Genomic DNA, 21,734 nt, shown 5'->3' on the forward strand with positions numbered 1-21,734 from the left:
GGACCTGACATGCCCCGACTTCCCGCACCCCTGACCGTGCCGCCTGACCGCTCCGCACCCCGCGCCCTGCGCCGGCGCCGCCGCCGGGAGTCCGCCACGGCCTGGGCGTTCGTCTCCCCGTCCGTCCTGGTCATCCTCGGCCTGAGCGTCGTCCCGGTGCTCTGGTCGCTGCTGCTCTCCTTCCGCGCCGACGACCTCGTCACCCCCAGCCGCTGGGTGGGCCTGGACAACTACCGCGCCCTCGCCCAGGACCCCCACTTCCACGACGCCGTACGCAACACCCTCCTCTACACGCTCCTGTACGTACCGCTGAGCATCGCCGCCGGTCTCACGCTCGCCCTCGCCCTGAACCGGCGCATCCGGTTCGTCGGCCTGTACCGCACCCTCTTCCTCGTCCCGTTCGTCATGTCGGCCACGGCGCAGGGCGTGCTGTTCTCCTTCGTCCTCGACCCCGAGTTCGGCGCCGCCAACTCCGTGCTGCACCGCCTCGGAATCTCCCCGCAGGGCTTCCTCACCGACCCCGCGCAGGCGCTGTACGTACTGGTCGTCATCTCCCTGTGGAGCGGCACGGGGCTGTGCACGGTCATCTACCTGGCCGGCCTCCAGGACGTACCCGGGGAACTGGTCGAGGCGGCCCGCCTGGACGGCGCCGGGCGCCGGCACGTCCTGCGCCACGTCACGCTGCCCACCCTCGCGCCCGTCACCGTCTTCCTGCTGCTGTGGCAGACCATCCAGGCCCTCCAGGTCTTCGACCTCGCCTACGTCACCACCAAAGGCGGCCCGCTCGGCTCCACCACCGTCATCGTCTACTTCATCTGGGAGCAGGCGTTCAAGAACTTCACCGCGGGATACGGCGCCGCCGCCGCGTACGTCCTCGCCCTGGCACTGCTCGTGCCGGCCGTGGTCCTGCGCGTGGTCCGCGGCCGCGAACGCCGCGCCGGCAAGGAAGCAGCCGCCTCATGACCACCACCACCCGGCTCTCCACCCCCGCGGGGCGGCGGCCGCTCGCCGCGCCCGTCACCGCCGGCCGGCCGCGCCGCCGGCTGCCCTTCAGCGCCTGGCACCTGCTGCTCGCCCCGCTGGCCGTGCTGTTCGCGCTCCCGCTGCTGTGGCTGTGCGCCAGTTCTTTGATGAGCGACGCCCAGTTCAACCGGTTCCCACCCGCCCTGGTGCCCTCCGGCATCGACCTCGGCGGCTACCGCTACGTCCTCGGCAACGGCATGTTCCCGCGCTGGCTGCTCAACTCCGTCATCGTCTCGTCCGTCGCGGTCGTCTCCAACCTCGTCCTCGGCACGCTCGGCGGCTACGCCTTCGCCCGGATGCGGTTCGCCGGCTCGCGCGCCTTGTTGTTGCTGATGCTGGCGACCATGGCGGTGCCGTTCCAGCTGACGATGATCCCGACCTTCCTCGTGATGAAGAAGCTCGGACTCATCGACACGCTCGGCGCGCTCATCGTGCCCTCGCTCGTGACACCGTTCGCGGTGTTCCTGCTGCGGCAGTTCTTCCTCTCCCTGCCCCGCGAACTGGAGGAGGCCGCCTGGCTCGACGGCTGCGCGCGGCTGCGGGTCCTGTGGTCGATCGTGCTGCCGCTCGCCCGGCCCGCCCTGGCCACCGTCGCCGTCCTGACCTTCCTCACCACGTGGAACGACCTGTCCTGGCCGCTCATCGCGATCAACCACGACACCCAGTACACGCTCCAGCTCGGTCTCACCACCTTCCAGGGCACCCACCACACCCGCTGGTCCGCCGTGATGGCGGGCAACGTCATCACGGTCCTGCCGGTCCTGCTCGCGTTCCTCTGCGCCCAGAAGACCTTCATCCGCTCACTCACCTCCAGCGGCCTCAAGGGCTGAACGCCCGTCTGCCCTCCGTTTCCCCGTACGACCTGAAGGACGTGTGATGCCGCACCGGTACGACCTGCTCGTCATCGGCGACGCCAACCCCGACGTGATCGTCGGCCCCCTGACCGAACCGCTCGCCTTCGGCCAGCACGAACAACTCGTCGACGCCGGCTCCCTGACCCTCGGCGGCTCCGCAGCGATCATGGCCTGCGGAGCCGCCCGACTCGGCCTGACGGTCGCCTTCGCGGGCCGCGTCGGCGACGACGACGCCGGACACTACGTCCGCTCCGCCCTCGCCGCCCGTGGCGTCGACACCCACGCCCTGCGCATGGACCCCGCGCTGCCGACGCCGATGACCGTCGTCCTCACCCAGCACGACGACCGCGCCCTGCTCACCTCGCCCGGCACCCTCACCGCGACCAGCGGCGCGGACGTCCCGGCCGGCCTCCTCGCCGCGGCCCGGCACGTGCACACCGCCTCGTACTTCCTCCAGCCCCGCCTGGCCGCCGACCTGCCGGACCTGCTGCGGACCGCGCGCTCGCACGGCGCGACCACCTCCCTGGACACCCAGGACGACCCCGCCGGGACCTGGAGCGGACTGGAGGCGGTCCTCGCCGAGACCGACATCCTGCTGCCCAACGCCGCCGAGGCCCGCGGGCTGGCCGGACCAGGCGCGCGCACCCCGGAGGAGGCGGCCCAACTACTCGCCGCCCGCGGCCCGTTGACCGTCGTCAAGAACGGCGCGGACGGCGCCCTGTGCCACGACGGCCGGCGCCTGTCGAGCGCCCCCGCCCTGCCCGTGCGCCCCGTCGACACGGTCGGCGCCGGAGACAGCTTCGACGCCGGGTTCGTCGCCGCCCTCCTGGAGGGCCGCACCCCCGACGAGGCCCTGCACCACGCCGTCGTCTGCGGCGCCCTGTCCACCCGGGCCCACGGCGGCACCCCGGCCCAGCCCACCCGCGAGGACGTCCTCGCCCACCTCACCCGCACCGGAGCGCCCACCTCATGAACCACCCCAAGATCGCCTTCATCGGCGCCGGCAGCGTCGTCTTCACGCAGGGGCTGCTCGCCGACATTCTCGCCTTCCCCGACCTGACGGGCGCCCACATCGCCCTGCACGACATCGATCCCGACCGCCTGGCCACCGCGCGGGCGGCCGCGGAGCACATCGCGAAGCAGCGCGGCGCCGCACACGCCACGGTCACCGCGCACGCCGAGCGCCGGGCGGCCCTCGCGGGCGCCGACTTCGTCATCAACATCGTGCAGATCGGCATGGGCGAGGCCACCCGCACCGACTTCGAGATCCCCGCCCGCCACGGAGTGCGCCAGACGATCGGCGACACGCTCGGCATCGGCGGCATCTTCCGCGCGCTGCGCACCTTCCCGTTCCTCAAGGCCCTCGGCGAGGACATGACCGCACTCTGCCCGGACGCCTGGCTGCTCAACTACACCAACCCCATGGCCATGAACATCCAGTACCTCACCGCGGCCACCGGCCTCACCCGGGTCGTCGGCCTGTGCCACTCGGTGTACTGGACGATGCAGGACCTGGCCCAGCTCGTGGACGTCCCCTACGAAGAGATCACCTACCGCGCCGCCGGCGTCAACCACCAGGCCTGGGTCCTGCGGTTCGAGCACGAGGGCCGCGACCTGTACCCGCGGCTGGACGCGCTCATCGCCGCGGACGACCAGCTGCGCCGCCGGGTACGCGTGGACATGTACCGCCGGCTCGGGTACTACCCGACCGAGACCAGCGAACACTCCAGCGAGTACGTGCCCTGGTACCTGCGCCACGACAGCGAGATCGAGCGGCTGCGCCTGCCGATCGGCGCCTACCTCGGCATCGTGGACGAGAACGTCGCCGCGTACGAGCGCACCCGCCGGGCCCTGGCCGCCGGGGAGACCTTGGAGGTGGAGGGCACGATGGAGTACGCCCCCCAGATCATCCACAGCATCGTCACCGGCACCCCGCGCACCGTCTACGGCAACGTCCCCAACCACGGCCTGATCGACAACCTGCCCGCGCACGGGGTGGTCGAGGTCCCCTGCCTGGTGGACGGCTCCGGCATCCAGCCCACCCGCGTCGGCGCCCTCCCGCCCCAGCTGGCCGCCGTCAACCGGAGCTACCTCAGCGCCAACGACCTCGTCGTGCGCGCCGCCCTCGACGACGAGCCGCGCCACATCCGCCAGGCCGCCATGACCGACCCGGCCACGGCCGCGGCCCTGCCGGTCGAACGGATCTGGCAGCTCTGCGACGACATGGTCCGCGCGCACGCACAGCGGCTGCAACCGGGGCTGCGCGCACTGCTGGGAGCCTGACGCGCCAGGCGTCGAACGGGCGCGGGCCCCTGGCGCCGGGCCCGGTCGCGAGGTCCGTCCGCGTGCTGAACGGGACCGCGCGGTCCATCCTGGTGGGGCGAGCCGGCCGGGTGCCGCTCGCCGGCCCGACCCGTGCCGCGGTCGCGGCCGTCGCCGCGCAGCGACCTGGGGGAGCAGCCCGATGACGCAGACCGGAGCGGACGCCGGGCCGGCCGGGGAGCCGGTGCGGGCGCTGGAGCGGATCGCGTTCCTGCTGGAGCGCGCCGCCGCTCCCACCTACCGGGTCCGGGCCTTCCGGACGGCCGCCGAGGTGATCGCCGCGCTGGACGCGTCCGAGCTGGCCGAGCGGGTCGCGGACGGTTCCCTGGAGAAGCTCAAGGGCATCGGTCCCAAGACCGCCGCCGTGATCCGGGAGGCGTGGGCCGGTGACGTACCCGCGTACCTGGAGCGCCTGGAGGGCGAGGCGGGGACGACGCCCCTCGTCCCCGACGGGGCGGGCAGCGGCCTGCGGGCGCTGCTGCGCGGGGACTGCCATCTGCACTCCGACTGGTCGGACGGCGGCAGCCCCATCGAGGAGATGGGCCGGGCCGCCCGGGAGATCGGCCACGAGTGGGCCGTCCTGACGGACCACTCCCCGCGGCTGACGGTGGCCCGCGGGCTCTCTCCCGAACGGCTGCGCGAGCAGCTGGCCGTGGTGGCGGAGCTGAACACCCGCTGGGCGCCGTTCCGGCTGCTGACCGGGATCGAGTGCGACATCCTCGACGACGGCTCCCTGGACCAGGAACCCGAGCTGCTCGACCAGCTCGACGTCGTGGTCGTCTCGGTCCACTCCAAACTGCGCATGGACGCCGGTGCGATGACCCGGCGGATGGTGGCCGCGGTCAGCGACCCGCGGGCCGACATCCTCGGCCACTGCACCGGCCGACTGGTCACCGGGCGCGGCCGGCCCGAATCACAGTTCGACGCCGAGGCGGTCTTCGCGGCGTGCGCGGCGGCCGGCACGGCGGTGGAGATCAACAGCCGCCCGGAACGCCTCGACCCGCCGCGCCGGCTGCTGCGCCAGGCCGTCGCGGCGGGCACCTTGTTCTCGGTGGACACCGACGCCCACGCGCCGGGCCAGCTGGACTGGCAGGTGATCGGCTGCGCCCGGGCGGAGGAGTGCGAGGTGCCCGCCGACCGCGTGGTCACCACCTGGCCGGCGGACAGACTGCTCGACTGGACCCGGGCCAAACGCGCGGGGAAGCAGCCGTAGACCCGCGATGACCTGGACGCCGGCGCACCCGCGCCCGGCACGCGCCCCCGTGGCCGCCGGGTCACGCAGCCGCCGCGCCGTCCAGCGCCTCGGCGATCCCGGCGTCCAGGTCGGTCCGGTACCCGGCGTGGAAAGCGCGGTCGTACGCGGGGGCGCCGAGCGCCGCCCGGGTGCGGCCGACGCACTCCTCGTGGGCCGCCACCCACGTAGGAATGCCGACCTGGGGGCGGCCGAGCGCGTCCCACAACTGGTGCGCCAGGCCCAGCAGCCGGGCCGCCCGCTCGGCCTGGCCGTCGGCGATGGCACACTGCGCGATCGCCTCCAGGCACATGCCGGAGCCGAAGCTGTCGTGCATCCGGTGCTTGACCTTCAGCGACGCCCGGGCGGAGTGCTCGGCGTCCTCGATGCGGCCGAGGGCGAGTTCGGCCTGGGCACGGATGGAGTCCCCCCAGGCGCGCATCCAGCTCTCGCCGGAGGCGTCACACGTCCGCCGCATCTCGTCCAGGCCCCCCAGCGCCTCCTCGGCCATCCCCAGGGCGATCCGCGCATGGCTGCCGACGGAGAGCGAACCGAGACCGGGCACGCTGAGCATCGCCTCCGGCGAGCGGCTGTGCCGGACCCGCAGTTCGTCGGTGAGTTTGAGCACGGTGGCCGCGTCCCCGCGCAGCGCCGCCGTCACGGCGGTCACGGACTTGGCGAGGCTGTCCTCGGCCTCGCCGAACCGTGCCGCGAGGGCCGTGCTCTCGGCCTCGCACTCCTCGAGCGCGGGCAGGTCGCCGAGTTCGGTCAGGACCAGGCCGTAGGCGTAGAGCGCCTTCAGCCGCAGCGGGCTGGGCCCCGGGAACGCCGCGAGGGCGCGCTCGAGATAGTGCCTGCCCTCCCGGGCGAGCCCGCACGCGTACCAGAGGAACCACAAATCACCGGCCATCCCGAGGCCGATCCGGGTGTCCGCGGAGCCCAGGCAGGAGTCGAGCGCGAGCCGGAGGTTGTCGAACTCGGCGTGCATCCGCTCGTACCAGAGGTACTGGTCGGCCCCCATCCACGCCGCGTCGCCCTCCCGGGCCAGCCGCAAATACCAGGTGCGGTGGCGGCGCCGGAACTCCCGGCCCTCGCCCAGACTCCGCAGCCAGACCTCGCCGAACTCGCGGATCGTGTCCAGCATCCGGTAGCGCTCACCGGCCGCGGTCGGCTCCCAGCTGATGATCGACTTCTCGGCGAGCCCCGCCAGCAGACGGGGGATGTCCTCGCGGTCCAGACGGTCGTCGGCGCAGACCTGGAGGGCGCCCTCCGTGTCGAAGCTGCCGACGAAGACCGACAGCCGTGCCCACAACAGCCGTTCGGCCGGGGTGCACAGCTGATGGCTCCAGCCGATCGTGGTGCGCAGGGCGTGGTGCCAGACGGGGTCGGCGGGACCCGAGACGCCGTCCGTCTCGCCCAGCACCGAGAACCGGTCCGTCACCCGGTCGGCGAGCCGGTCGGCCAGCTCGGCGGGGGAGAGTTCGCGCAGCCGGGCCGCGGCCAGCTCGATCGCCAGTGGCAGGCCCTCCAGCTGGCGGCAGAGCCGCTCCAGATCCGCCCGGCCGGCGTCGGTGACCGTGAACCCGGGCACCGCCGCCGCGGCCCGCTCCGCCAGCAGCACCATGGCATCGCTCTCCGGCTCCGTGCCCCGCCCCGCGTCCGGGCCCGGCACGGGCAGTGGATCCACCGTCAGCACTTCCTCCACCGCCACGCCCAGCGCCCGCCGGCTCGTGGCCAGGATCCGCAGCCCGGGCGCGGCCGCGATCAGCCGCTCCACCACCGGCCGCAGTTCCCGCGTGAGGTGCTCACAGGTGTCGAGGACGAGCAGGAGGTCGCGCCCGGCGAGGTAGTGCGCCAGGGCGTCGATCACCGGCACGGCCGTCTGGTGCGCCATCGGCAGGGACTCCGCGATGGTGTGCGGCAGCAGCTCCCCTTCGCGCAGACCGGACAGCGCGACCCACCACACGCCGTCCTTCAGCTCCGGCCGGAGCCGGGCCGCGACCCCCTTCGCCAGCCGGGTCTTGCCGACGCCGCCGACCCCCACGAGCGTCACCACGCGGTGCGGCCGCAGCGCCCGCGCGACCTGTGCCAGTTCGGTGCGGCGCCCCACCAGTTCGCCTCGGGCCCGGGGCACCTCACCCGCCCGCCACTCCCGCTGCCCGTCCGCCGCCATCGTTCCCCTCCCACCCCGAGATCTGTCCCCGTCAGTGCTATCAACTCCACGGCCTTCCGTGGGGAGTTATCGCTCGATCCGTCATCCCTTCCGCTTACAGGGCGGGTGGAAGGGGACGCCCGGAAGGTAGCGGTGCCACTGGTGTTCCGTCAGGACGGGCCGGGCCGCGGCGCAGGCCCGGCCGATGACGCGCGGAAAGTCCAGGGGCAGGGAGCGGACCATGCCGTCGTAGACACCGGTGAACAGGGTGCGGCCGTCCGCCGCGAACGCCACGGCGCCGACCGCGGTGGTGTACCCGGTGAGTTCCGTCCGCGGCGCGGGTCCGGCCGGGCGCGACACGTCCCACAGGCGTACGGTCCGGTCGTCGCTGCCGGTGGCGAGGGTGCGGCCGTCGGGGCTGAAGGCGACCGCGCCCACCACGTCGCTGTGGCCCGCCAGCACGGCCAGCCGCCGCGGGCGGGCCGGGTCCGCGGTCGACCACAGGCGTACGGAGTCGTCGCCGCCGCCCGCGGTGGCGAGGAGGTCGGCGCGGGGGCTGAAGGCCACCGCGAGCGCGGTGATGGCGTGGGCGTACCACTGCCCGTACTTGCGGGGGCGGCGCGGGTCCCGCACGTCCCACAGCTGGAGTTCGCGGTCGTCGCCGACCGTCGCGACCACGCGGCCCGACCGGTCGAACGCGACCGAGCGGACGGTCGCCACGTGCCCGGTCAGCCGGGCGAGCTGCCGCGGGCGCGCGGGATCGCGGACGTCCCACAGGCGTGTGGTGCGGTCGGCGCCGCCGCTCGCGAGCGTACGGCCGTCGGGGCTGAAGGCCAGTGCGCGGATCGCCCCGTCGCGCGGGCCGAAGGCGGCCAGCTCCGCGGGGGCCGTCGCGTCGGCCAGGCTCCAGGTGCGGATCTCCCCGCTCGCGTCCGCGGTGGCCAGGACGTGTCCGCCGGGGGCGGCCGCCAGGGACCAGACGGTGCCGTGCATGCCCCGCACGGTGCTGACCGGCCGGGGCACGGAGCCGCCGAGGCCCCAGAGCCGGGCCGTCCGGTCACCGCCGCCGGTGGCCACGAACATGCCGCCCGGCACGACAGCCAGCGCGACCGCCTCGGACTCGTGCGCCCGCCAGGTCCCCATGAGCGTACTGAGCAGGTTGTCCCGGGTGCGCCGCTGCGGCGCCAGCTCGTGGGCGGCCAGCGCCACTTGCCGGGCGAGCGCGGGATCCTTGTGCTCCAGGGTGCTCGCCCGGTCCGACGCGTTGAGCGCGACCGCCGCGTTGCGCTGCTCGGTCACCTGCCTGCCGGCCCGCAGCGCGTAGTAGGTCGTGCCGGTGGCGAGCAGGAGCAGCAGCGCCAACAGGCAGGTCAGCAGCCGCAGTCGGCCGGTCCTGCGGCGGGCGGCGCGGACCTCGGCGCGCTCGGCGGCCAGGCTCGCGTCCAGGAACGCGCGTTCGCTCGCGGTGAGCCGGTGGGTGCGCGCGTCGGCCAGCTGCCGCGCCGGTGCCAGGCGGGCGCCCCGGTAGAGCGCGCCCGGGTCCCGCCCGAGGGACTCCCACACGTCGGCCGCCTCGGTGAGGCGGCGGGCGGTCCGCAGCAGGTCGCGGTCCTCGCTCAGCCAGTGGCGCAGCCGGGGCCAGCCGCGGAGCAGCGCCTCGTGGGTGATCTCGACGCTGTCCCCGTCGAGGACGATCAGCCGGGCGCGCGCCGCGTGTTCGAGCACGTCGGCGGTGGCGCTGTCGGTGCCGAGTCCGGCGCGTGTGATGCGGCGGCGCGTGTCCTCGGTGCCGTCCCCGAGGGTGGTGAGCCGCTGGAACAGGTGCCGGGTGACGTCCTGCCGGTCCGGGGGGAGGGCGGCGTAGAAGGTCTCGGCGGTCTGGGCCAGCGCTCCTTCGATGCCGCCGGCGGCGCGGAACCCGTCGAGCGTCAGCACGTGGCCGCGCCGGCGGTGCCAGGTCTCCAGCAGGGCGTGCGAGAGCAGCGGCAGGACGGCGGCCCGGCCCTGGGCCTGCGCGATCAGGTGGGCGAGCAGCGGGCCTTCCACGCGGCACCCCGCGCGGGCGGCGGGCCGGGTGATGACGCTGTGCAGTTCGTCGACGTTCATCGGTCCCACGGTGACCTGGCCGTCCCGCAGCGCCTCCACCAGCTCGCCGTGGAGCGCGCAGTGCGGGTAGAAGTCGGCGCGGACGCCCAGGACGACGCGGCCGCCGCTCTTGGGGGCCCGGGCCACGGTGAGGAGGGCGGCGAGGAACCCCGTCCGCTCCTGCTCGTCGCGGCAGTGCGTGAAGATCTCCTCGAACTGGTCCACCACCAGGACCGTCCCGGCCGTGGACCCGCGGCCGGCGTCCGGGGCGCCGGCGGCCGCCAGCTGCCGGAGCGTGAGGTGCACGCCGCGCGGATCCGCCGTGAACTCCCGCAGCAGCCGGCCGGGCGGGGTGCCCGAGGGCTCGGCCAGCCGGACCGCCAGCTCCTCCAGCGGGTGCCGCCCCGGCGAGAACGCGATCACGCGGTAGCCGCCGGCCCGTAGCAGCGGCGTGAGCCCGGCGCGCAACAGCGAGGTCTTGCCCGCGCCGGACGCCCCGAACAACGCGACGAGCCGCCGCTGCCCGACCCGCCGGGCGAGATCCGCGACGAGCCGCTCGCGCCCGAAGAACCACTCGCAGTCCTCGGCCTCGAAGGCGACGAGCCCCGCATAGGGCGGCCGGTGCTCCGGCGCCGCCGCACCGGCGGCGTCCGACTCCGCGGCCAGCTCCGCCGCCACCTGGTACCAGCGCCGCTCCCACTCCCCGGCGTCGCCGCCACAGGCACGCACGTACGCCAGCGTCACGTCGAGCGTCGGCAGTCTGCGTCCGGCCGCGGCGCCCGACAGCGTGGCGACGGAGTAGTGCGCCAGCGCGGACAGGGAGCGGTACGACGGGGAGCCCGCGCCGTGCCGCAACTTCCGTAGTTCGGCTGCGAGTCGAAGCAACGGGCTGTCGCCCTCTGTAAGCGGCGTCTCTCTGCGCGGCACCGGCCCACCCCCCTTGATCCCATTGTTCAGGATCTGTTTGTTCACTACCAGCCACGGAGGGCGAACAACGTGCGCCTGCTAGATCTGCTGGAGAGGCGGACCGACCGCCGCACGCAGAAGGGACATCCGCCGTGCGCCTGAAGAAGAATCTGGCTCTGCTGTTCAGCGCGGCCACGCTCACCATCGGTCTCGGTGCCGCCACCGCGCCGCCCGCGTCGGCCGCCGCCGGCTGCTGGCAGAGCGGTGGCCACTGGTGGTGCAACAACGTGTCCGGAGCCGCCGTCTACGGCTTCAAGGACCTCGCCCGCGCCTACCCCGACTCCAGTCGGGTCGTCGGCCACATGTACTCCAACCCCAGCTGGTTCGACTGCCGTTACGACGGGGGCAACCCCGACGAGTACGTCGGCGGACCGCACCCCTACCGCTGGGTGTGGACCAAGGCCGACAACGGCGCCTGGGGCTGGATGAAGGACACGGCCATCGCCAGCGAGACCAACACGCTGCCCGCCTGCTGGTGACGCCTGACCACCGCACGACCCGTACCGACCGCACCACCCGCTCAAGGAGAGCCGATCTCATGCACGTCCTCAGGAACACCGTCGGCACGATCGCGGCGGCGGCCCTCGCCGCCGGCCTCACCGTCGTCGCCGCACCGACCGCCTCCGCCGCCTCCCCCTGCTGGTACCAGGGCTCCGAATGGTGGTGCAACAACGTCCGCGGCGCCGCCGTCTACGAGCCCGCGGAGACCAACGGCTACCCGCACCCCGACGTCGTCGTCGGCCGTATGAACAGCAACCCGAGCTGGTTCCGCTGCCGTCGGGACGACGGCCCCTACGTCGGCGGCCCCCACCCGCACCGCTGGGTGTTCACCAAGGCCGACAACGGCGCCTGGGGCTACATGAAGGACACCTCGATCAGCAGCGAGACGAACCCGCTGCCCGTCTGCTGAGCCCGTCGCCGCGTGCCGTACGAGGAGGCGGCACGCGGCCCGGCCGGTTCCGCCGTGCCGACCGCCCGTCAGGACCCGGACGACGACCGCCGGCCGCCGGCCGCGTGCACGGGCCGGCCGGCGGCGCCGAGCGGCAGCGTCACCGTGAAGACCGTGGCGCCGGGACGGCTGTCGAGCGTGAGCGTGCCCCCGTGCGCGCGGGTCAGCGACCGGGCGACGGACAGGCCGAGGCCGCTGCCCCCGCGGTCGCGTGTGCGGGCCTTGTCCACGCGGTAGAAGCGGTCGAAGACCTGCTCCCGGTCGGCGGGGGCGATGCCGGGCCCGGCATCCTCGACCCGTACCACCGCCGCGCCCTCCTCCCGCGTGACCCGCACCGTGACCGGGGTGCCGGACGGGGTGTGCACGGCCGCGTTGGCCAGGAGGTTGTCCAGGACCTGCCGGATGCGGTCGGGGTCCACGCGCAGCTCCAACGAGGCCGGGGGCCGCGGGACGTGGACCGTGAGCGGGCGGCCCGGGTGGCCGGCCCGGAACGCCGCCGCCGCGTCCTCGACGACCTCCACCAGCTCCGCCTCCCGCAGCCTGAGCGGCGTGTCCATCTCCGCGGCGTCCAGCCGGGCGAGCAGCAACAGGTCGTCCAGGAGCACCCCCATCCGGGCGGCCTCGGCCCGCAGCCGGGTCAGATGCTTGTCGCGCTCCGCAGGGGCGTTGGCGGCGGCGTACTGGAAGAGGTCCGCGTACCCCCGGACGGACATCAGCGGTGTGCGCAGTTCGTGCGAGGCGTCGGCGACGAACCGCCGCAGCCGCCGCTCGGCCTCCGCACGGACCGCGAGCGAGGCGTCGATGTGCTCCAGCATCGTGTTGAAGGCCGTGCGCAGCTCCTCCACCTCCGGACCGCCGCCCCGCTGGCCGGCCCGGATCGGCAGCCGGGCCGCCGACTCGGTCAGGTCGTGGGAGGCGATCCCGTGCGCGGTGTGCGCCATGTCGCTGAGCGGGTTCAGACCCCGGCGCAGCATCCGCCGCCCGAACTCCACCAGCGCCGCGAGCGCCAGGGCGAACGCGACGACCTGGACGCCGACCAGCCGCCGCAGGGTGGCGTCGATGTCCCGCGTCGGTGCCGCGCTGACCAGCACCACACCGGGCTCCACCGCGCAGGCGCGCAGCCGGTACTCACCCCGGCCCGCGAGGCGCACGGTGCGCAGCACCTCGGTCCTCGCGGAGATCTGCCGCCTCGCCACGGCGGTGAGCGGCGCGATGTCGTGGGGCAGGTCGGCGGCGTCCTCCGGCGCGCGCAGCTCGGCGCCGCGGTCCGAGACGTCGTACACGGCGTAGTACCAGCGGTAGTACTTCTTGCCCTGGAGCGTGCCGTCGTGGGCGATGCTCCTGGACTGGCCGACCTGGGCGAGCCCGAGCTGGTCGTCGAGCTGGTGCGTCAGGTAGTCCCGCATGTACGTGGTCAGGGCGGTGCCGACGACGGCGAACACCCCCAGCGCCAGCACCCCGAGCCCCAGCGCCAGACGGGTGCCGAGCCGCAGCCGCCGGTACGCGAGCCGCACCCGCCGGGCCGCCCGCCTCACTCGGCCGCCTGCCGTATGACGTAGCCGAAGCCGCGCACCGTCCGGATCAGCGGGGCGCCCGTGGCGTCGAGCTTGCGGCGGAGCCGGCTGACGACCAGCTCCACGACGTTCGAGCGGCCCCCGAAGCCGTACTCCCACACGTGGTCGAGGATCTGTGCCTTCGTCATCACCGTCGGGGACTTACGCATCAAAAAGCGCAGTACCTCGTACTCGGTGGGGGTCAGCGTGAGCAACCGCCCGCCGTGGCGCACCTCATGGGTGTCCTCGTCCATCGACAGCTCGCCCACCACGAGCACCGACCGCGGGAAGTCGGGCCCGGCGCTGCGCCGCAGCACCGTGCGCAGCCGCGCCATCAACTCCTCCACGGCGAACGGTTTGACCAGGTAGTCGTCGCCGCCCCGGGTCAGCCCCGCCACCCGGTCGGCGACCCCGTCCCGCGCGGTCAGGAAGACCACCGGAACCATCGTGCCCGCGGCGCGCAGCCGGTCCAGGACGCCGAAGCCGTCCACCCCCGGCAGCATCAGGTCGAGCACCACGATGTCCGGGCCGAACTCCCCGGCCAGCCTGAGCGCCTCCTCGCCCGAGTTCGCGGTGACGGCGTCCCACCCCTCGTACCGGGCGACGGTCGCGACGAGATCGGCAATCGGCGGGTCGTCGTCGACGACCAGAAGGCGCACTTTTTCCACCCGCTCATAGTGCGCCACCCCGCGGGCCCGGCCGGCCCCCCGATCACCCGGCGGCCGCATTGATACGCACTTGTCAGCAGTCCGACAGGTTCCCGACAGCTTCCGCGCGCCAAGCTCGAAGACCAGCCGCTCGTCCCCACGACCAAGGAGCCGCCGTCCCGTGACGACCGTCCGCTCACCCGCCGCGCCCCCCACGGCGATACGCCCCAGGGTGGTGGCCCGCACGGGCCTGTACACGGTGCTCGCCGCCAACGCGGCCGTGGTCGCCTTCTTCTTCGCCCGGGCGGGCTTCGCCTCCAACGCCCTCATCGTCATCGGCCGCCTCGCCGGACTCCTCGGCGCGCTGGTCATGGCCTGGCAACTGGTCCTGGTGGCCCGGCTGCCCTGGCTCGACCGCCGCATCGGCATGGACCGGCTGACCAGCTGGCACCGCTGGACCGGGTTCGCCGTGCTGGGCACCCTGCTCACCCACGTCGTCTTCATCGGCTTCGGCTACGCGGACAGCGCCGGCGTCGGCCCGGTCAGCGAGATCGTCGACCTCGCCGAGACCACCGAGGGCGTGCTGCGCGCGCTCGTCGCGCTCGGACTCGTCCTCGTCATCGGCGCGGCCTCCGCCCGCTGCGCCCGCCGCCGGCTCGCCTATGAGACCTGGCACTTCATCCATCTGTACGCCTACGTGGCCGTGGTGCTCGCCTTCACCCACCAGGTCGCGGTCGGCACCACCTTCACCTCGTCCCCGGCCGCGACGGCGTACTGGTACGGGCTGTGGGGGCTCGCCCTGGGCGCGGTGGCCGCCGGGCGGGTCGCGCTGCCGCTGTGGCGCAACACGCGCCACCGGTTCCGGGTCGCCGCGGTCGTCCCCGAATCCGACACCGTCGTCTCCGTCCACATCACCGGCCGCGACCTCGACCGGCTGCCCGCCGCCGCCGGCCAGTTCTTCCTCTGGCGGTTCCTGACCCGGGACCGCTGGTGGCAGGCGAACCCCTTCTCGCTCTCCGCCGCCCCCGACGGCCGGGGCCTGCGGCTGACCGTCAAGGCGGCGGGCGGGGGCAGCGCGGCCCTGCGCACCCTCCGGCCGGGCACCCGCGTCTTCGCGGAGGGCCCCTACGGCGCCTTCACCACCCTGCACCGCACCCGGAGCGAGTCGCTGCTCATCGCGGGCGGCGTCGGCGTCACCCCGATCCGCGCCCTGCTCCAGGACCTGGACGGGCACCCGGTCGTCATCTACCGGGTCGCCGCCGAGCGCGACGCCGTCCTCTACGACGAACTGCGCGACCTCGCCGCCGCCAAGGGCGCCGCACTGCACCTGGTGACCGGGCCGCCCGTCCCCGACCGGCTGGCGCCGCGCGAGCTGGCCCGGCTGGTGCCGGACCTCGCGGACCGGGACGTCTTCCTGTGCGGGCCACCGCCGATGATGACCGCCGTCCTGCGCACCCTGGGCGAACTCGGCGTGCCCAAGCGGCAGATCCACTTCGAGCGGTTCAGCCTGGCCGGCTGAAGAAACGAGGAAGACATCGTGAAGCGAGCCGTACCCGTCGTCGCCGTCAGCCTCGTCGGACTCGTCTCCGTCTGGCGCTACGAGCCGTCGGCCGGCGGCGCGACCGCCACCGCGCAGCCCGCCCCGCCCCCCTCCACCGCCCCGGCCGGCACCGGCGCGGGCGCGTCCGGGCCGCGGACGGTCACCGGATCGACCGTGGCGACCGAGAAGGGCCCGGTGCAGGTCCGGCTGACCTTCGAGGGCGAGAAGATCACCGCGGTGCGGCTGCTCCAGCAGCCGGACCACCCGCAGACGCGGGCGGCCGTGCCGAAGCTGATCGCGCAGACGCTGCGGACCCAGGACGCGCGGGTCGACACGGTCACCGGCGCGACGATCACCAGCGACGCTTACCAGGAGTCCCTACAGGCGGCCCTCGACGCGAGCGGCACCTGACGTGCGGCGCGTCGAGCACGTCATGGGGTTCCCGGTCTCGCTGCGGATCGACGACGAGGGCGTGGCGGACGAGGCCGTGGAGGCGGTGTTCTCCTGGCTGCGCGAGACCGACGCGCGGTTCAGCCCGTTCCGGCCCGGCAGCGAGGTGTCCCGGTTCGGCCGGGGCGAGCTGGCACGGCACGAGTTGAGTGCGGATCTTGTGGAGGTGCTCGACCTGGCGGAGCACTACCGCCGGGCCACGGGCGGCGCCTTCGACGTCCGGCTGCCGGGGCGCGGCCTCGATCCGTGCGCGGTGGTCAAGGGCTGGTCGGCGCAGCGGGCCGCGGAGTCGCTGCGGGCGGCGGGTGTACGGCGGTTCTGTCTCAACGCGGGCGGCGACGTCGTCGTGGCCGGCGGCCCCTGGCGGGCCGGGGTACGCCACCCCGACCGCGCCGACCGGCTCTGTGCCGCACTGGAGCTGACCGACGGCGCGGTCGCCACCTCCGCCCGGTACGAGCGCGGTGACCACATCATCGACGGCCGCACCGGACGCCCGGCCACCGGGCTGCTCAGCATGACGGTGGTGGCCGCGACGCTGACCGAGGCGGACACCGTCGCCACCGCGGCGTTCGCCCTGGGCGGCGACGGCGTCGAGTGGGCCGCGTCCCTGCCCGGCTGCGAGGTGTTCGCGGTGGCCACCGGCGGACGCGTCCTGCGCACCAGCGGGTTCCCGTCGCTCGCGGAGCCGCACCCTCGGGAGGGGGCCCGGCCGCCCAGGCCCTCCCGGCCGGCGCGCGTCAGACGCGGTCGGCCGCGATCAGGACGTACTGGAAGGAGCCGTCCCGGTAGGAGTTGATGAACGCCTCCTCGATCCCCGTGACGAGCGACGAGGTCGCCCGCAGCTCCCAGTAGGGCAGCGTGTCGGGGGTGAGGTCGATGACGGCCTGCGGCACGAGACGGTTGTCGGCCATGGCACGCAGGTACTCCCGGCGCGAGTGGATGTTGCACTCGAAGTGCGCGTTGATCTGCGAGACCCACTTCGAGGGCTGGCCGTACCGCGGGTTCCAGCAGCCGGTGATGGTCACGTAGCGGCCGCCGACCGAGAGCACCCGGGAGTGCTCGGCGAAGAGGTCGTGCAGGTCGACGTACATGCTCGACTCGTTGTTCCAGGAGGCCGCGGCCTGCCCGGTCTCGAAGGGCGTGTCGAGCATGTTGCAGACGCGGGCGCGGACGTGGTCCTGGATCCCCAGTTCGGCGGCGCGCCCGTTGGCGAAGTCCGCCTGCTTGGCCGAGAGCGTGACCCCTTCGACCGAGCAGCCGAAGCGCTGGTGCGCCATCACCATCGAACCGCCCCGGCCGCAGCCCGCGTCGACCAGGGTGTCGTCCCGCCCGATGTCACCGAGGTGGTGCAGGAGGACGTCGGCCTGGGCCGACTCCAGCCGGTGCAACTCGGCGATCAGCCGCTGCCCGCGCTCGGCGTCGTCACTGCCGCCGAGCGCCGAGCGGTCGACCTCACCGATGCCGTAGTGGTGGTGGTAGAGACCGTCGACATCGCCGAGCCGCAGGTTCACGGGCCGCGCCTCCCCGTCCCAGTACCGGGCGATGTCGCCCTGGTACGGCGTGGCCGGGCTAGGCACGAACAGGGGGAGGTCACGGGCGGGGGCGGTGAATTCGGTGCTGGTCACAGGGCATTCCAATCTTTCCCGGGGGCCGGGTCGTTACCAGAAATCGGGCAGGCTGTAGCGGTAGGTGTTGGTCCGGTGCCAGTGGTGGTTGCCGTCGACCCAGGCGGCGACGCCGCGCAGGAAGCGCTGGACGGCCGGCAGCGGACAGTCGGCGGCCAGCGCCGCGGCCTCGGCCTCGAAGGCGTGCATCAGGTCGTTGTGGACCTCGACCGCCTTGAGGTAGGCGTCCCGGGCGCAGAGGTCCTCGCGCACCGCGAGCACGACCGGCAGGTTCAGATGGGTGCCGGGGGCGTCGAGTTCCTTGGTGTACGAGTACAGGTCGTTGACGATGGTCGTCGCGTTCCCGGCGAGGGCGATGACCTTCTGCATCTGCGGCTGGGCGTGCAGGTCCGCCGGGAGTTCGTAGCCGCCGACGGTGTCGGTGATGGTGGGGCAGGGCCGGAAGTTGTTGAACTGGCGCATCGCCAGGTACTCCCACACCTCGGGGACCTCGTCCAGCTGGGCCCAGGCGGCCTCGGCGAGGTAGCCCATGTGCAGCCGCGCCATGTCGTGCCGGTACCGGTCGGCCTGGGAGGCGCTGCCGGCCCGGACGAAGTACTCCATCGCCGACCGGTACGCGCGCCGGGGCGCGTCCGCGTGCAGCGACTTCGCCCAGTCCGCCTGGTACTCCGGCGTCGTGTGGAGGGGGTCGAGCGCGGTGTGCGCCAGCAGCAGCCGTTCGCCGAGGCCGACGGGCGAGCCGCCGTGGTCCTCGCAGTAGCAGTCGTCCACCGCGTTCTCCGCCACCATCAGCCGGGTGGCGATCATCACGTGGTCGACGGTGGGCGCGTCGGGGTGGCAGCCGACCATGTAACTGCCCACGGAGAAGCCGTCGAACTCCTCCTCCCAGTCGTCCGGGTACAGATGGACCTCGTCCAGCGCCCAGGACTTGATGCGGCGGCTCACCTCCTCGACGCGCACGGGATCGGGGTCCGGGACGGCGTGGTGGTACAGGCCCGGGATCGGCCGCCCCTGGGGGGCGGCCGCCGCCACCGGGGTCTCCGGTTCGGCGGGCGCCGCCGGTGTCACGCGCGGGCGCAGGCGCAGCCCCGCCGTACCGATGCCGCTGGGGCCCCGCAGCAGCCGCTCCAGGTCGGCTCCCGGGGCGGGCGGGACGTCCACCGTGGCCGGGGGAGAGGCCGGTGCGGCGGGCGCCGGCGGGGCACCGACCGCGGTCAGGGCGGCCGGCGGCGAGGCCGCGGGGACCGGCGGTGTGGGCGTGGGTACGGCGTCCGTCGCGGTGGCGGCCGCCGAGGCCGAGCCGGGCGCGGCCGGCTCGGGTGGGTCGGGCGCCACGGCCCCCGGCGGGGCCGGGAGCGACGGGGCACCGGTCGCGGCGGCGAGGTCGCGGGCGCGGGCCGCGGCCTCGGCCAGGACGTGCGCCCCGAAGTGCGCGACCGCTGCGGGCAGGCTCGACTGGACGGGCGTCGGCTCGGGCGGGGGCATCCATGACTCCTTGGGGGGAACGGGCGGGCCGGATCCGCTACCTGGGCCAGTGGCCGATCTGCACGTTCTCCAGGACGCCGACCGCGTCCGGCACGAGGATCGCGGCGGAGTAGTAGGTGCTGACGAGGTAGGAGGTGATCGCCTGCTCGTCGACGCCCATGAACCGGACGGAGAGGCCGGGCTCGTACTCCTCCGGCAGGCCGGTCTGCCGCAGGCCGATCACGCCCTGGTTCTCCTCACCGGTACGCATGGCGAGGATGGAACTGGTGCGCTCCTTGGTGACGGGGATCTTGTTGCAGGGCAGGATCGGGACGCCGCGCCAGGCCGTGACCTGCTGGCCGCCGACGTCGACGTGGTCGGGGTAGAGCCCGCGCGCGTTGAACTCGCGCCCGATCGCCGCGATCGTGCGGGGGTGCGCCAGGTAGAACTTCGTGCCGCGCCTGCGGCTCAGCAGGTTGTCCAGGTCGTCCGGGGTCGGCGGCCCGGCGTGCGGCTGGATGCGCTGCTTGAAGTCGGCGTTGTGGAGCAGGCCGAACTCCCGGTTGTTGATGAGTTCGTCCTCCTGACGCTCGCGCAACGCCTCGATGGTGAGCCGCAGTTGCTCCTTGGTCTGGTTCATCGGGTTGTTGTAGAGGTCGGCGACCCGGGTGTGGACCCGCAGGATCGTCTGCGCGACCGAGAGCTCGTACTCGCGCGGGTTCGACTCGTAGTCGACGAACGCGCCGGGCAGCTCGTGCTCGCCCTGGTGGCCGGCCGACATCGCGATCTCCGCCTCGCCGCGGTGGTTCTGGCGGCGGTCGGCACGGGACCTGAACTCCTCGATGTGCGCGCGCAGTTGCGGCGCCGAGGCCATCACGGCCGCGAAGTCCGCCCGCGCGAGGGTGAGCAGCGTGACCGGCGTCTCGGCGACCGCGGTCTGCTCCCAGCGGGCGTCCTCGTCGAGCAGGGCGTGGTCCCCGAACCGGTCGCCGTCGGCGAGGACGTCCAGGGCGATGTCGTCGCCGTACTCGCCGACGGTGAGCTGGTTGACGCGGCCGTGGGCGATCAGGTGGAGCCGCTCCGCCGGGGCGCCGCGCTCGACCAGCGTCTCGCCGGCCCGGAACTCGCGCTGCTCGCACCGCTCGGCGAGGGCGGTCAGCACGCCGACGTCGTCGAAGCCGCGCAACAGGGCGAGTTCGCCCAGCTCACGGGGGACCACCCGGACGTCGGCGCCTTCCTGGACGAACTCCACGCGCCCGTCGCCGACCGTGTACGTCAGGCGGCGGTTGACGCGGTAGGTCCCGCCCGAGGTCTCCACCCAGGGGAGCATCCGCAGCAGCCAGCGGGAGGTGATCTCCTGCATCTGCGGGGCGGACTTGGTCGTGGTCGAGAGATTGCGGGCGGCCGCCGTGCCCAGGCTGGACTGCCGGGGCGGCTCGGTGCGGGCCTCCGGCGTCGCGTCAACGGTCATCGGGGGAGTTCTCCTCGGTCGGGTCCGGCCGTAGTCGGGTGGCGGGCGCGGGGCCGGGCAGCGACGGTCCGGCGGCAAGGTGGGCAGCAGGATGGACAGCAGGGCGAAATGCGGGTGTACAGACGGGAATCCATCCAGATTTCGTGAGAACAGTACGGGCCGCCGCTCGGCCCGGACCAAGAGAAGCCGGGCACATTAACTCGATCCGATGATCACGGCCTCCCGATGTTTGCGCGGGCCGATGCCGGGTGCGGGGGAGTCGTGAAGAGTTGACGCACGGTTCTGTGGATCCGGCCCCGGGGGCGGAAAGATCGGGTGCGCACCCGGCGCTCTCGAACAGTTCGGGCGCCGCCCCCCCCACGTGATGGGAGACCGATCGACGATGTTCACTCTCCTGCGGCGCAGAGCGCGCACGGCCGCGCTCGCGCTCTCGGCCGTCGCGGCCCTCGCCCTCGGCACGACCTCGACGACCGGCGCGACAGCGGCCCCCGCCCCCGCGGCGGCGCCGGGACCGACCTCGGTGGCGTACGTCGAGGTGAACAACCACAGCATGCTCAACGTCGGCAAATACACCCTCGCGGGCGGCGGGAACGTGTTCGACGTCGCCGTGATCTTCGCCGCGAACATCAACTACGACACGGGTACGCGGTCGGCGTACCTCCACTTCAACGAGAACGTGCAGCGCGTCCTCGACGACGCCGCCACCCAGATCCGGCCGTTGCAGCAGAAGGGCATCAAGGTCGTGCTCTCCGTGCTCGGCAACCACGAAGGGGCCGGGTTCGCCAACTTCCCGTCGCAGCAAGCGGCTTCGGCGTTCGCCGGCGAACTGGCCGACGCGGTGACACGGTACGGTCTCGACGGCATCGACTTCGACGACGAGTACGCCGATTACGGCACGGGCGGCACGGGGCAGCCGAACGACAGCTCGTTCGTGCACCTGGTGTCGGCGCTGCGCGCGGACCTGCCGGGGAAGATCATCAGTCTCTACAACATCGGCCCGGCCGCCGCGCGGCTGTCCTACGGCGGGGTCGACGTCTCGTCCGCCTTCGACTACGCCTGGAATCCGTACTACGGGAGCTGGCAGGTGCCGGCGATCGGACTGCCCAGGTCGAAGCTGTCACCGGCGGCCGTCGAGATCGGCGGGACCCCGCAGACCACGGTCGCCGACCTCGCGCGCCGCACCGTCGACGAGGGGTACGGCGTCTTCCTGACGTACAACCTCGACGGGAACGACCGCAGCGGCGACGTCTCCGCGTTCACCCGGGAGCTGTACGGCAGCGACGCCGTCTACACGCCGTAGGCGCCGGCCCGGCCCGACCTGCCGCCCGGCGAGCACGAGGTGACCGCCCTCGACATCAACGGCGCCTACCTCTCCGCCCTGAAGACCCACCTCCCCATCGGC

18 protein-coding genes are annotated in these 21,734 nt (G+C 73.7%); 11 read left to right on the forward strand and 7 right to left on the reverse strand.

From position 1 onward, the window contains the following. Positions 1-9: 9 nt before the first annotated feature. The 5 genes from ABZY33_RS30410 (at position 10) to ABZY33_RS30430 (ending at position 5,412) form a co-directional block, all read left to right on the forward strand. Positions 10-963, forward strand: a complete 954-nt coding sequence (locus tag ABZY33_RS30410) for a sugar ABC transporter permease (protein WP_356494915.1) — start codon at positions 10-12, stop codon at positions 961-963. Then, complete coding sequence (locus ABZY33_RS30415; RefSeq protein ID WP_356494916.1) at positions 960-1,853, forward strand: carbohydrate ABC transporter permease; 894 nt, start codon at positions 960-962, stop codon at positions 1,851-1,853. The genes ABZY33_RS30410 and ABZY33_RS30415 overlap by 4 nt, the downstream gene beginning before the upstream one ends. 46 nt (positions 1,854-1,899) lie before the next feature. After that, complete coding sequence (locus tag ABZY33_RS30420; protein ID WP_356494917.1) at positions 1,900-2,850, forward strand: carbohydrate kinase family protein; 951 nt, start codon at positions 1,900-1,902, stop codon at positions 2,848-2,850. Then, a complete protein-coding gene (locus ABZY33_RS30425) occupies positions 2,847-4,160 on the forward strand; it encodes an alpha-glucosidase/alpha-galactosidase (protein WP_356494918.1) in 1,314 nt (437 codons plus the stop codon). Before ABZY33_RS30420 ends, ABZY33_RS30425 begins: the two co-directional genes overlap by 4 nt. Before the next feature lie 181 nt (positions 4,161-4,341). Continuing rightward, a complete protein-coding gene (locus ABZY33_RS30430; protein ID WP_356494919.1) occupies positions 4,342-5,412 on the forward strand; it encodes a PHP domain-containing protein in 1,071 nt (356 codons plus the stop codon). 61 nt (positions 5,413-5,473) lie between these two features. Here ABZY33_RS30430 and ABZY33_RS30435 read toward each other — a convergent pair whose 3' ends face one another. Beyond that, the gene (locus ABZY33_RS30435) at positions 5,474-7,603 is read right to left on the reverse strand and encodes an NB-ARC domain-containing protein (protein ID WP_356494920.1); all 2,130 of its coding nucleotides are present in this window, start codon (positions 7,601-7,603) and stop codon (positions 5,474-5,476) included. An 81-nt stretch (positions 7,604-7,684) separates the two neighbouring features. Beyond that, positions 7,685-10,552 carry a hypothetical protein gene (locus ABZY33_RS30440; RefSeq protein ID WP_356494921.1) on the reverse strand — a complete coding sequence of 956 codons (2,868 nt, stop codon included), beginning with the start codon at positions 10,550-10,552 and terminating at the stop codon, positions 7,685-7,687. Positions 10,553-10,725: 173 nt separating this feature from the next. On the opposite strand from ABZY33_RS30440, the gene ABZY33_RS30445 reads away from it, so the two are divergent. Continuing rightward, on the forward strand, positions 10,726-11,112 hold the full coding sequence (locus ABZY33_RS30445; RefSeq protein WP_356494922.1) for a hypothetical protein: 387 nt from the start codon (positions 10,726-10,728) through the stop codon (positions 11,110-11,112). 59 nt (positions 11,113-11,171) lie between these two features. Continuing rightward, positions 11,172-11,543, forward strand: a complete 372-nt coding sequence (locus ABZY33_RS30450) for a hypothetical protein (protein WP_356494923.1) — start codon at positions 11,172-11,174, stop codon at positions 11,541-11,543. A gap of 68 nt (positions 11,544-11,611) precedes the next feature. Here the strand turns inward: ABZY33_RS30450 and ABZY33_RS30455 are convergent, their stop codons facing one another. Together ABZY33_RS30455 and ABZY33_RS30460 are read right to left on the reverse strand one after the other, a co-directional pair. Next, positions 11,612-13,117, reverse strand: a complete 1,506-nt coding sequence (locus ABZY33_RS30455; RefSeq protein ID WP_356494924.1) for a HAMP domain-containing sensor histidine kinase — start codon at positions 13,115-13,117, stop codon at positions 11,612-11,614. Continuing rightward, positions 13,114-13,803 carry a response regulator transcription factor gene (locus tag ABZY33_RS30460; protein ID WP_356494925.1) on the reverse strand — a complete coding sequence of 230 codons (690 nt, stop codon included), beginning with the start codon at positions 13,801-13,803 and terminating at the stop codon, positions 13,114-13,116. The genes ABZY33_RS30455 and ABZY33_RS30460 overlap by 4 nt, the downstream gene beginning before the upstream one ends. Before the next feature lie 160 nt (positions 13,804-13,963). Between ABZY33_RS30460 and ABZY33_RS30465 the strand changes: the two genes are divergently transcribed. From ABZY33_RS30465 to ABZY33_RS30475, 3 genes are read left to right on the forward strand one after another with little or no spacing between them, the layout of a single operon-like run. Next, on the forward strand, positions 13,964-15,301 hold the full coding sequence (locus ABZY33_RS30465; protein WP_356494926.1) for a ferredoxin reductase family protein: 1,338 nt from the start codon (positions 13,964-13,966) through the stop codon (positions 15,299-15,301). Positions 15,302-15,319: 18 nt separating this feature from the next. Continuing rightward, the gene (locus ABZY33_RS30470; RefSeq protein ID WP_356494927.1) at positions 15,320-15,733 is read left to right on the forward strand and encodes an FMN-binding protein; all 414 of its coding nucleotides are present in this window, start codon (positions 15,320-15,322) and stop codon (positions 15,731-15,733) included. Between the two features lie 22 nt (positions 15,734-15,755). Beyond that, positions 15,756-16,568 carry an FAD:protein FMN transferase gene (locus tag ABZY33_RS30475; RefSeq protein ID WP_356494933.1) on the forward strand — a complete coding sequence of 271 codons (813 nt, stop codon included), beginning with the start codon at positions 15,756-15,758 and terminating at the stop codon, positions 16,566-16,568. Here the strand turns inward: ABZY33_RS30475 and ABZY33_RS30480 are convergent. The 3 genes from ABZY33_RS30480 to ABZY33_RS30490 are packed head-to-tail and all read right to left on the reverse strand — an operon-like array spanning position 16,510 to position 20,332. Then, entirely contained in the window at positions 16,510-17,397 is an 888-nt protein-coding gene (locus tag ABZY33_RS30480) for a geranyl diphosphate 2-C-methyltransferase (protein WP_356494928.1), read from the reverse strand. The two genes, ABZY33_RS30475 and ABZY33_RS30480, sit on opposite strands and share 59 nt — an antisense overlap. 33 nt (positions 17,398-17,430) lie before the next feature. Beyond that, positions 17,431-18,882, reverse strand: a complete 1,452-nt coding sequence (locus ABZY33_RS30485) for a family 2 encapsulin nanocompartment cargo protein terpene cyclase (RefSeq protein ID WP_356494929.1) — start codon at positions 18,880-18,882, stop codon at positions 17,431-17,433. 37 nt (positions 18,883-18,919) lie between these two features. Beyond that, the gene (locus ABZY33_RS30490; protein WP_356494930.1) at positions 18,920-20,332 is read right to left on the reverse strand and encodes a family 2B encapsulin nanocompartment shell protein; all 1,413 of its coding nucleotides are present in this window, start codon (positions 20,330-20,332) and stop codon (positions 18,920-18,922) included. A gap of 382 nt (positions 20,333-20,714) precedes the next feature. Between ABZY33_RS30490 and ABZY33_RS30495 the strand changes: the two genes are divergently transcribed. Next, complete coding sequence (locus ABZY33_RS30495; protein WP_356494931.1) at positions 20,715-21,632, forward strand: endo-beta-N-acetylglucosaminidase H; 918 nt, start codon at positions 20,715-20,717, stop codon at positions 21,630-21,632. The last annotated feature ends 102 nt before the right edge of the window (positions 21,633-21,734 follow it).

Origin of the sequence: Streptomyces sp. NPDC006552, assembly GCF_040611655.1 — a bacterium.
In the GTDB taxonomy this organism is placed as follows: domain Bacteria; phylum Actinomycetota; class Actinomycetes; order Streptomycetales; family Streptomycetaceae; genus Streptomyces.

Excerpts from the sequence above, each read along its gene's own strand:
- ABZY33_RS30475 (WP_356494933.1), top strand. The coding sequence starts at position 15,756 with ATGGGGTTCCCGGTCTCGCTGCGGATCGACGACGAGGGCGTGGCGGAC.
- ABZY33_RS30425 (WP_356494918.1), top strand. The coding sequence starts at position 2,847 with ATGAACCACCCCAAGATCGCCTTCATCGGCGCCGGCAGCGTCGTCTTC.
- ABZY33_RS30495 (WP_356494931.1), top strand. The coding sequence starts at position 20,715 with ATGTTCACTCTCCTGCGGCGCAGAGCGCGCACGGCCGCGCTCGCGCTC.
- ABZY33_RS30410 (WP_356494915.1), top strand. The coding sequence starts at position 10 with ATGCCCCGACTTCCCGCACCCCTGACCGTGCCGCCTGACCGCTCCGCA.
- ABZY33_RS30435 (WP_356494920.1), bottom strand. The coding sequence starts at position 7,603 with ATGGCGGCGGACGGGCAGCGGGAGTGGCGGGCGGGTGAGGTGCCCCGG.
- ABZY33_RS30415 (WP_356494916.1), top strand. The coding sequence starts at position 960 with ATGACCACCACCACCCGGCTCTCCACCCCCGCGGGGCGGCGGCCGCTC.
- ABZY33_RS30450 (WP_356494923.1), top strand. The coding sequence starts at position 11,172 with ATGCACGTCCTCAGGAACACCGTCGGCACGATCGCGGCGGCGGCCCTC.
- ABZY33_RS30420 (WP_356494917.1), top strand. The coding sequence starts at position 1,900 with ATGCCGCACCGGTACGACCTGCTCGTCATCGGCGACGCCAACCCCGAC.
- ABZY33_RS30490 (WP_356494930.1), bottom strand. The coding sequence starts at position 20,332 with ATGACCGTTGACGCGACGCCGGAGGCCCGCACCGAGCCGCCCCGGCAG.
- ABZY33_RS30430 (WP_356494919.1), top strand. The coding sequence starts at position 4,342 with ATGACGCAGACCGGAGCGGACGCCGGGCCGGCCGGGGAGCCGGTGCGG.
- ABZY33_RS30485 (WP_356494929.1), bottom strand. The coding sequence starts at position 18,882 with ATGCCCCCGCCCGAGCCGACGCCCGTCCAGTCGAGCCTGCCCGCAGCG.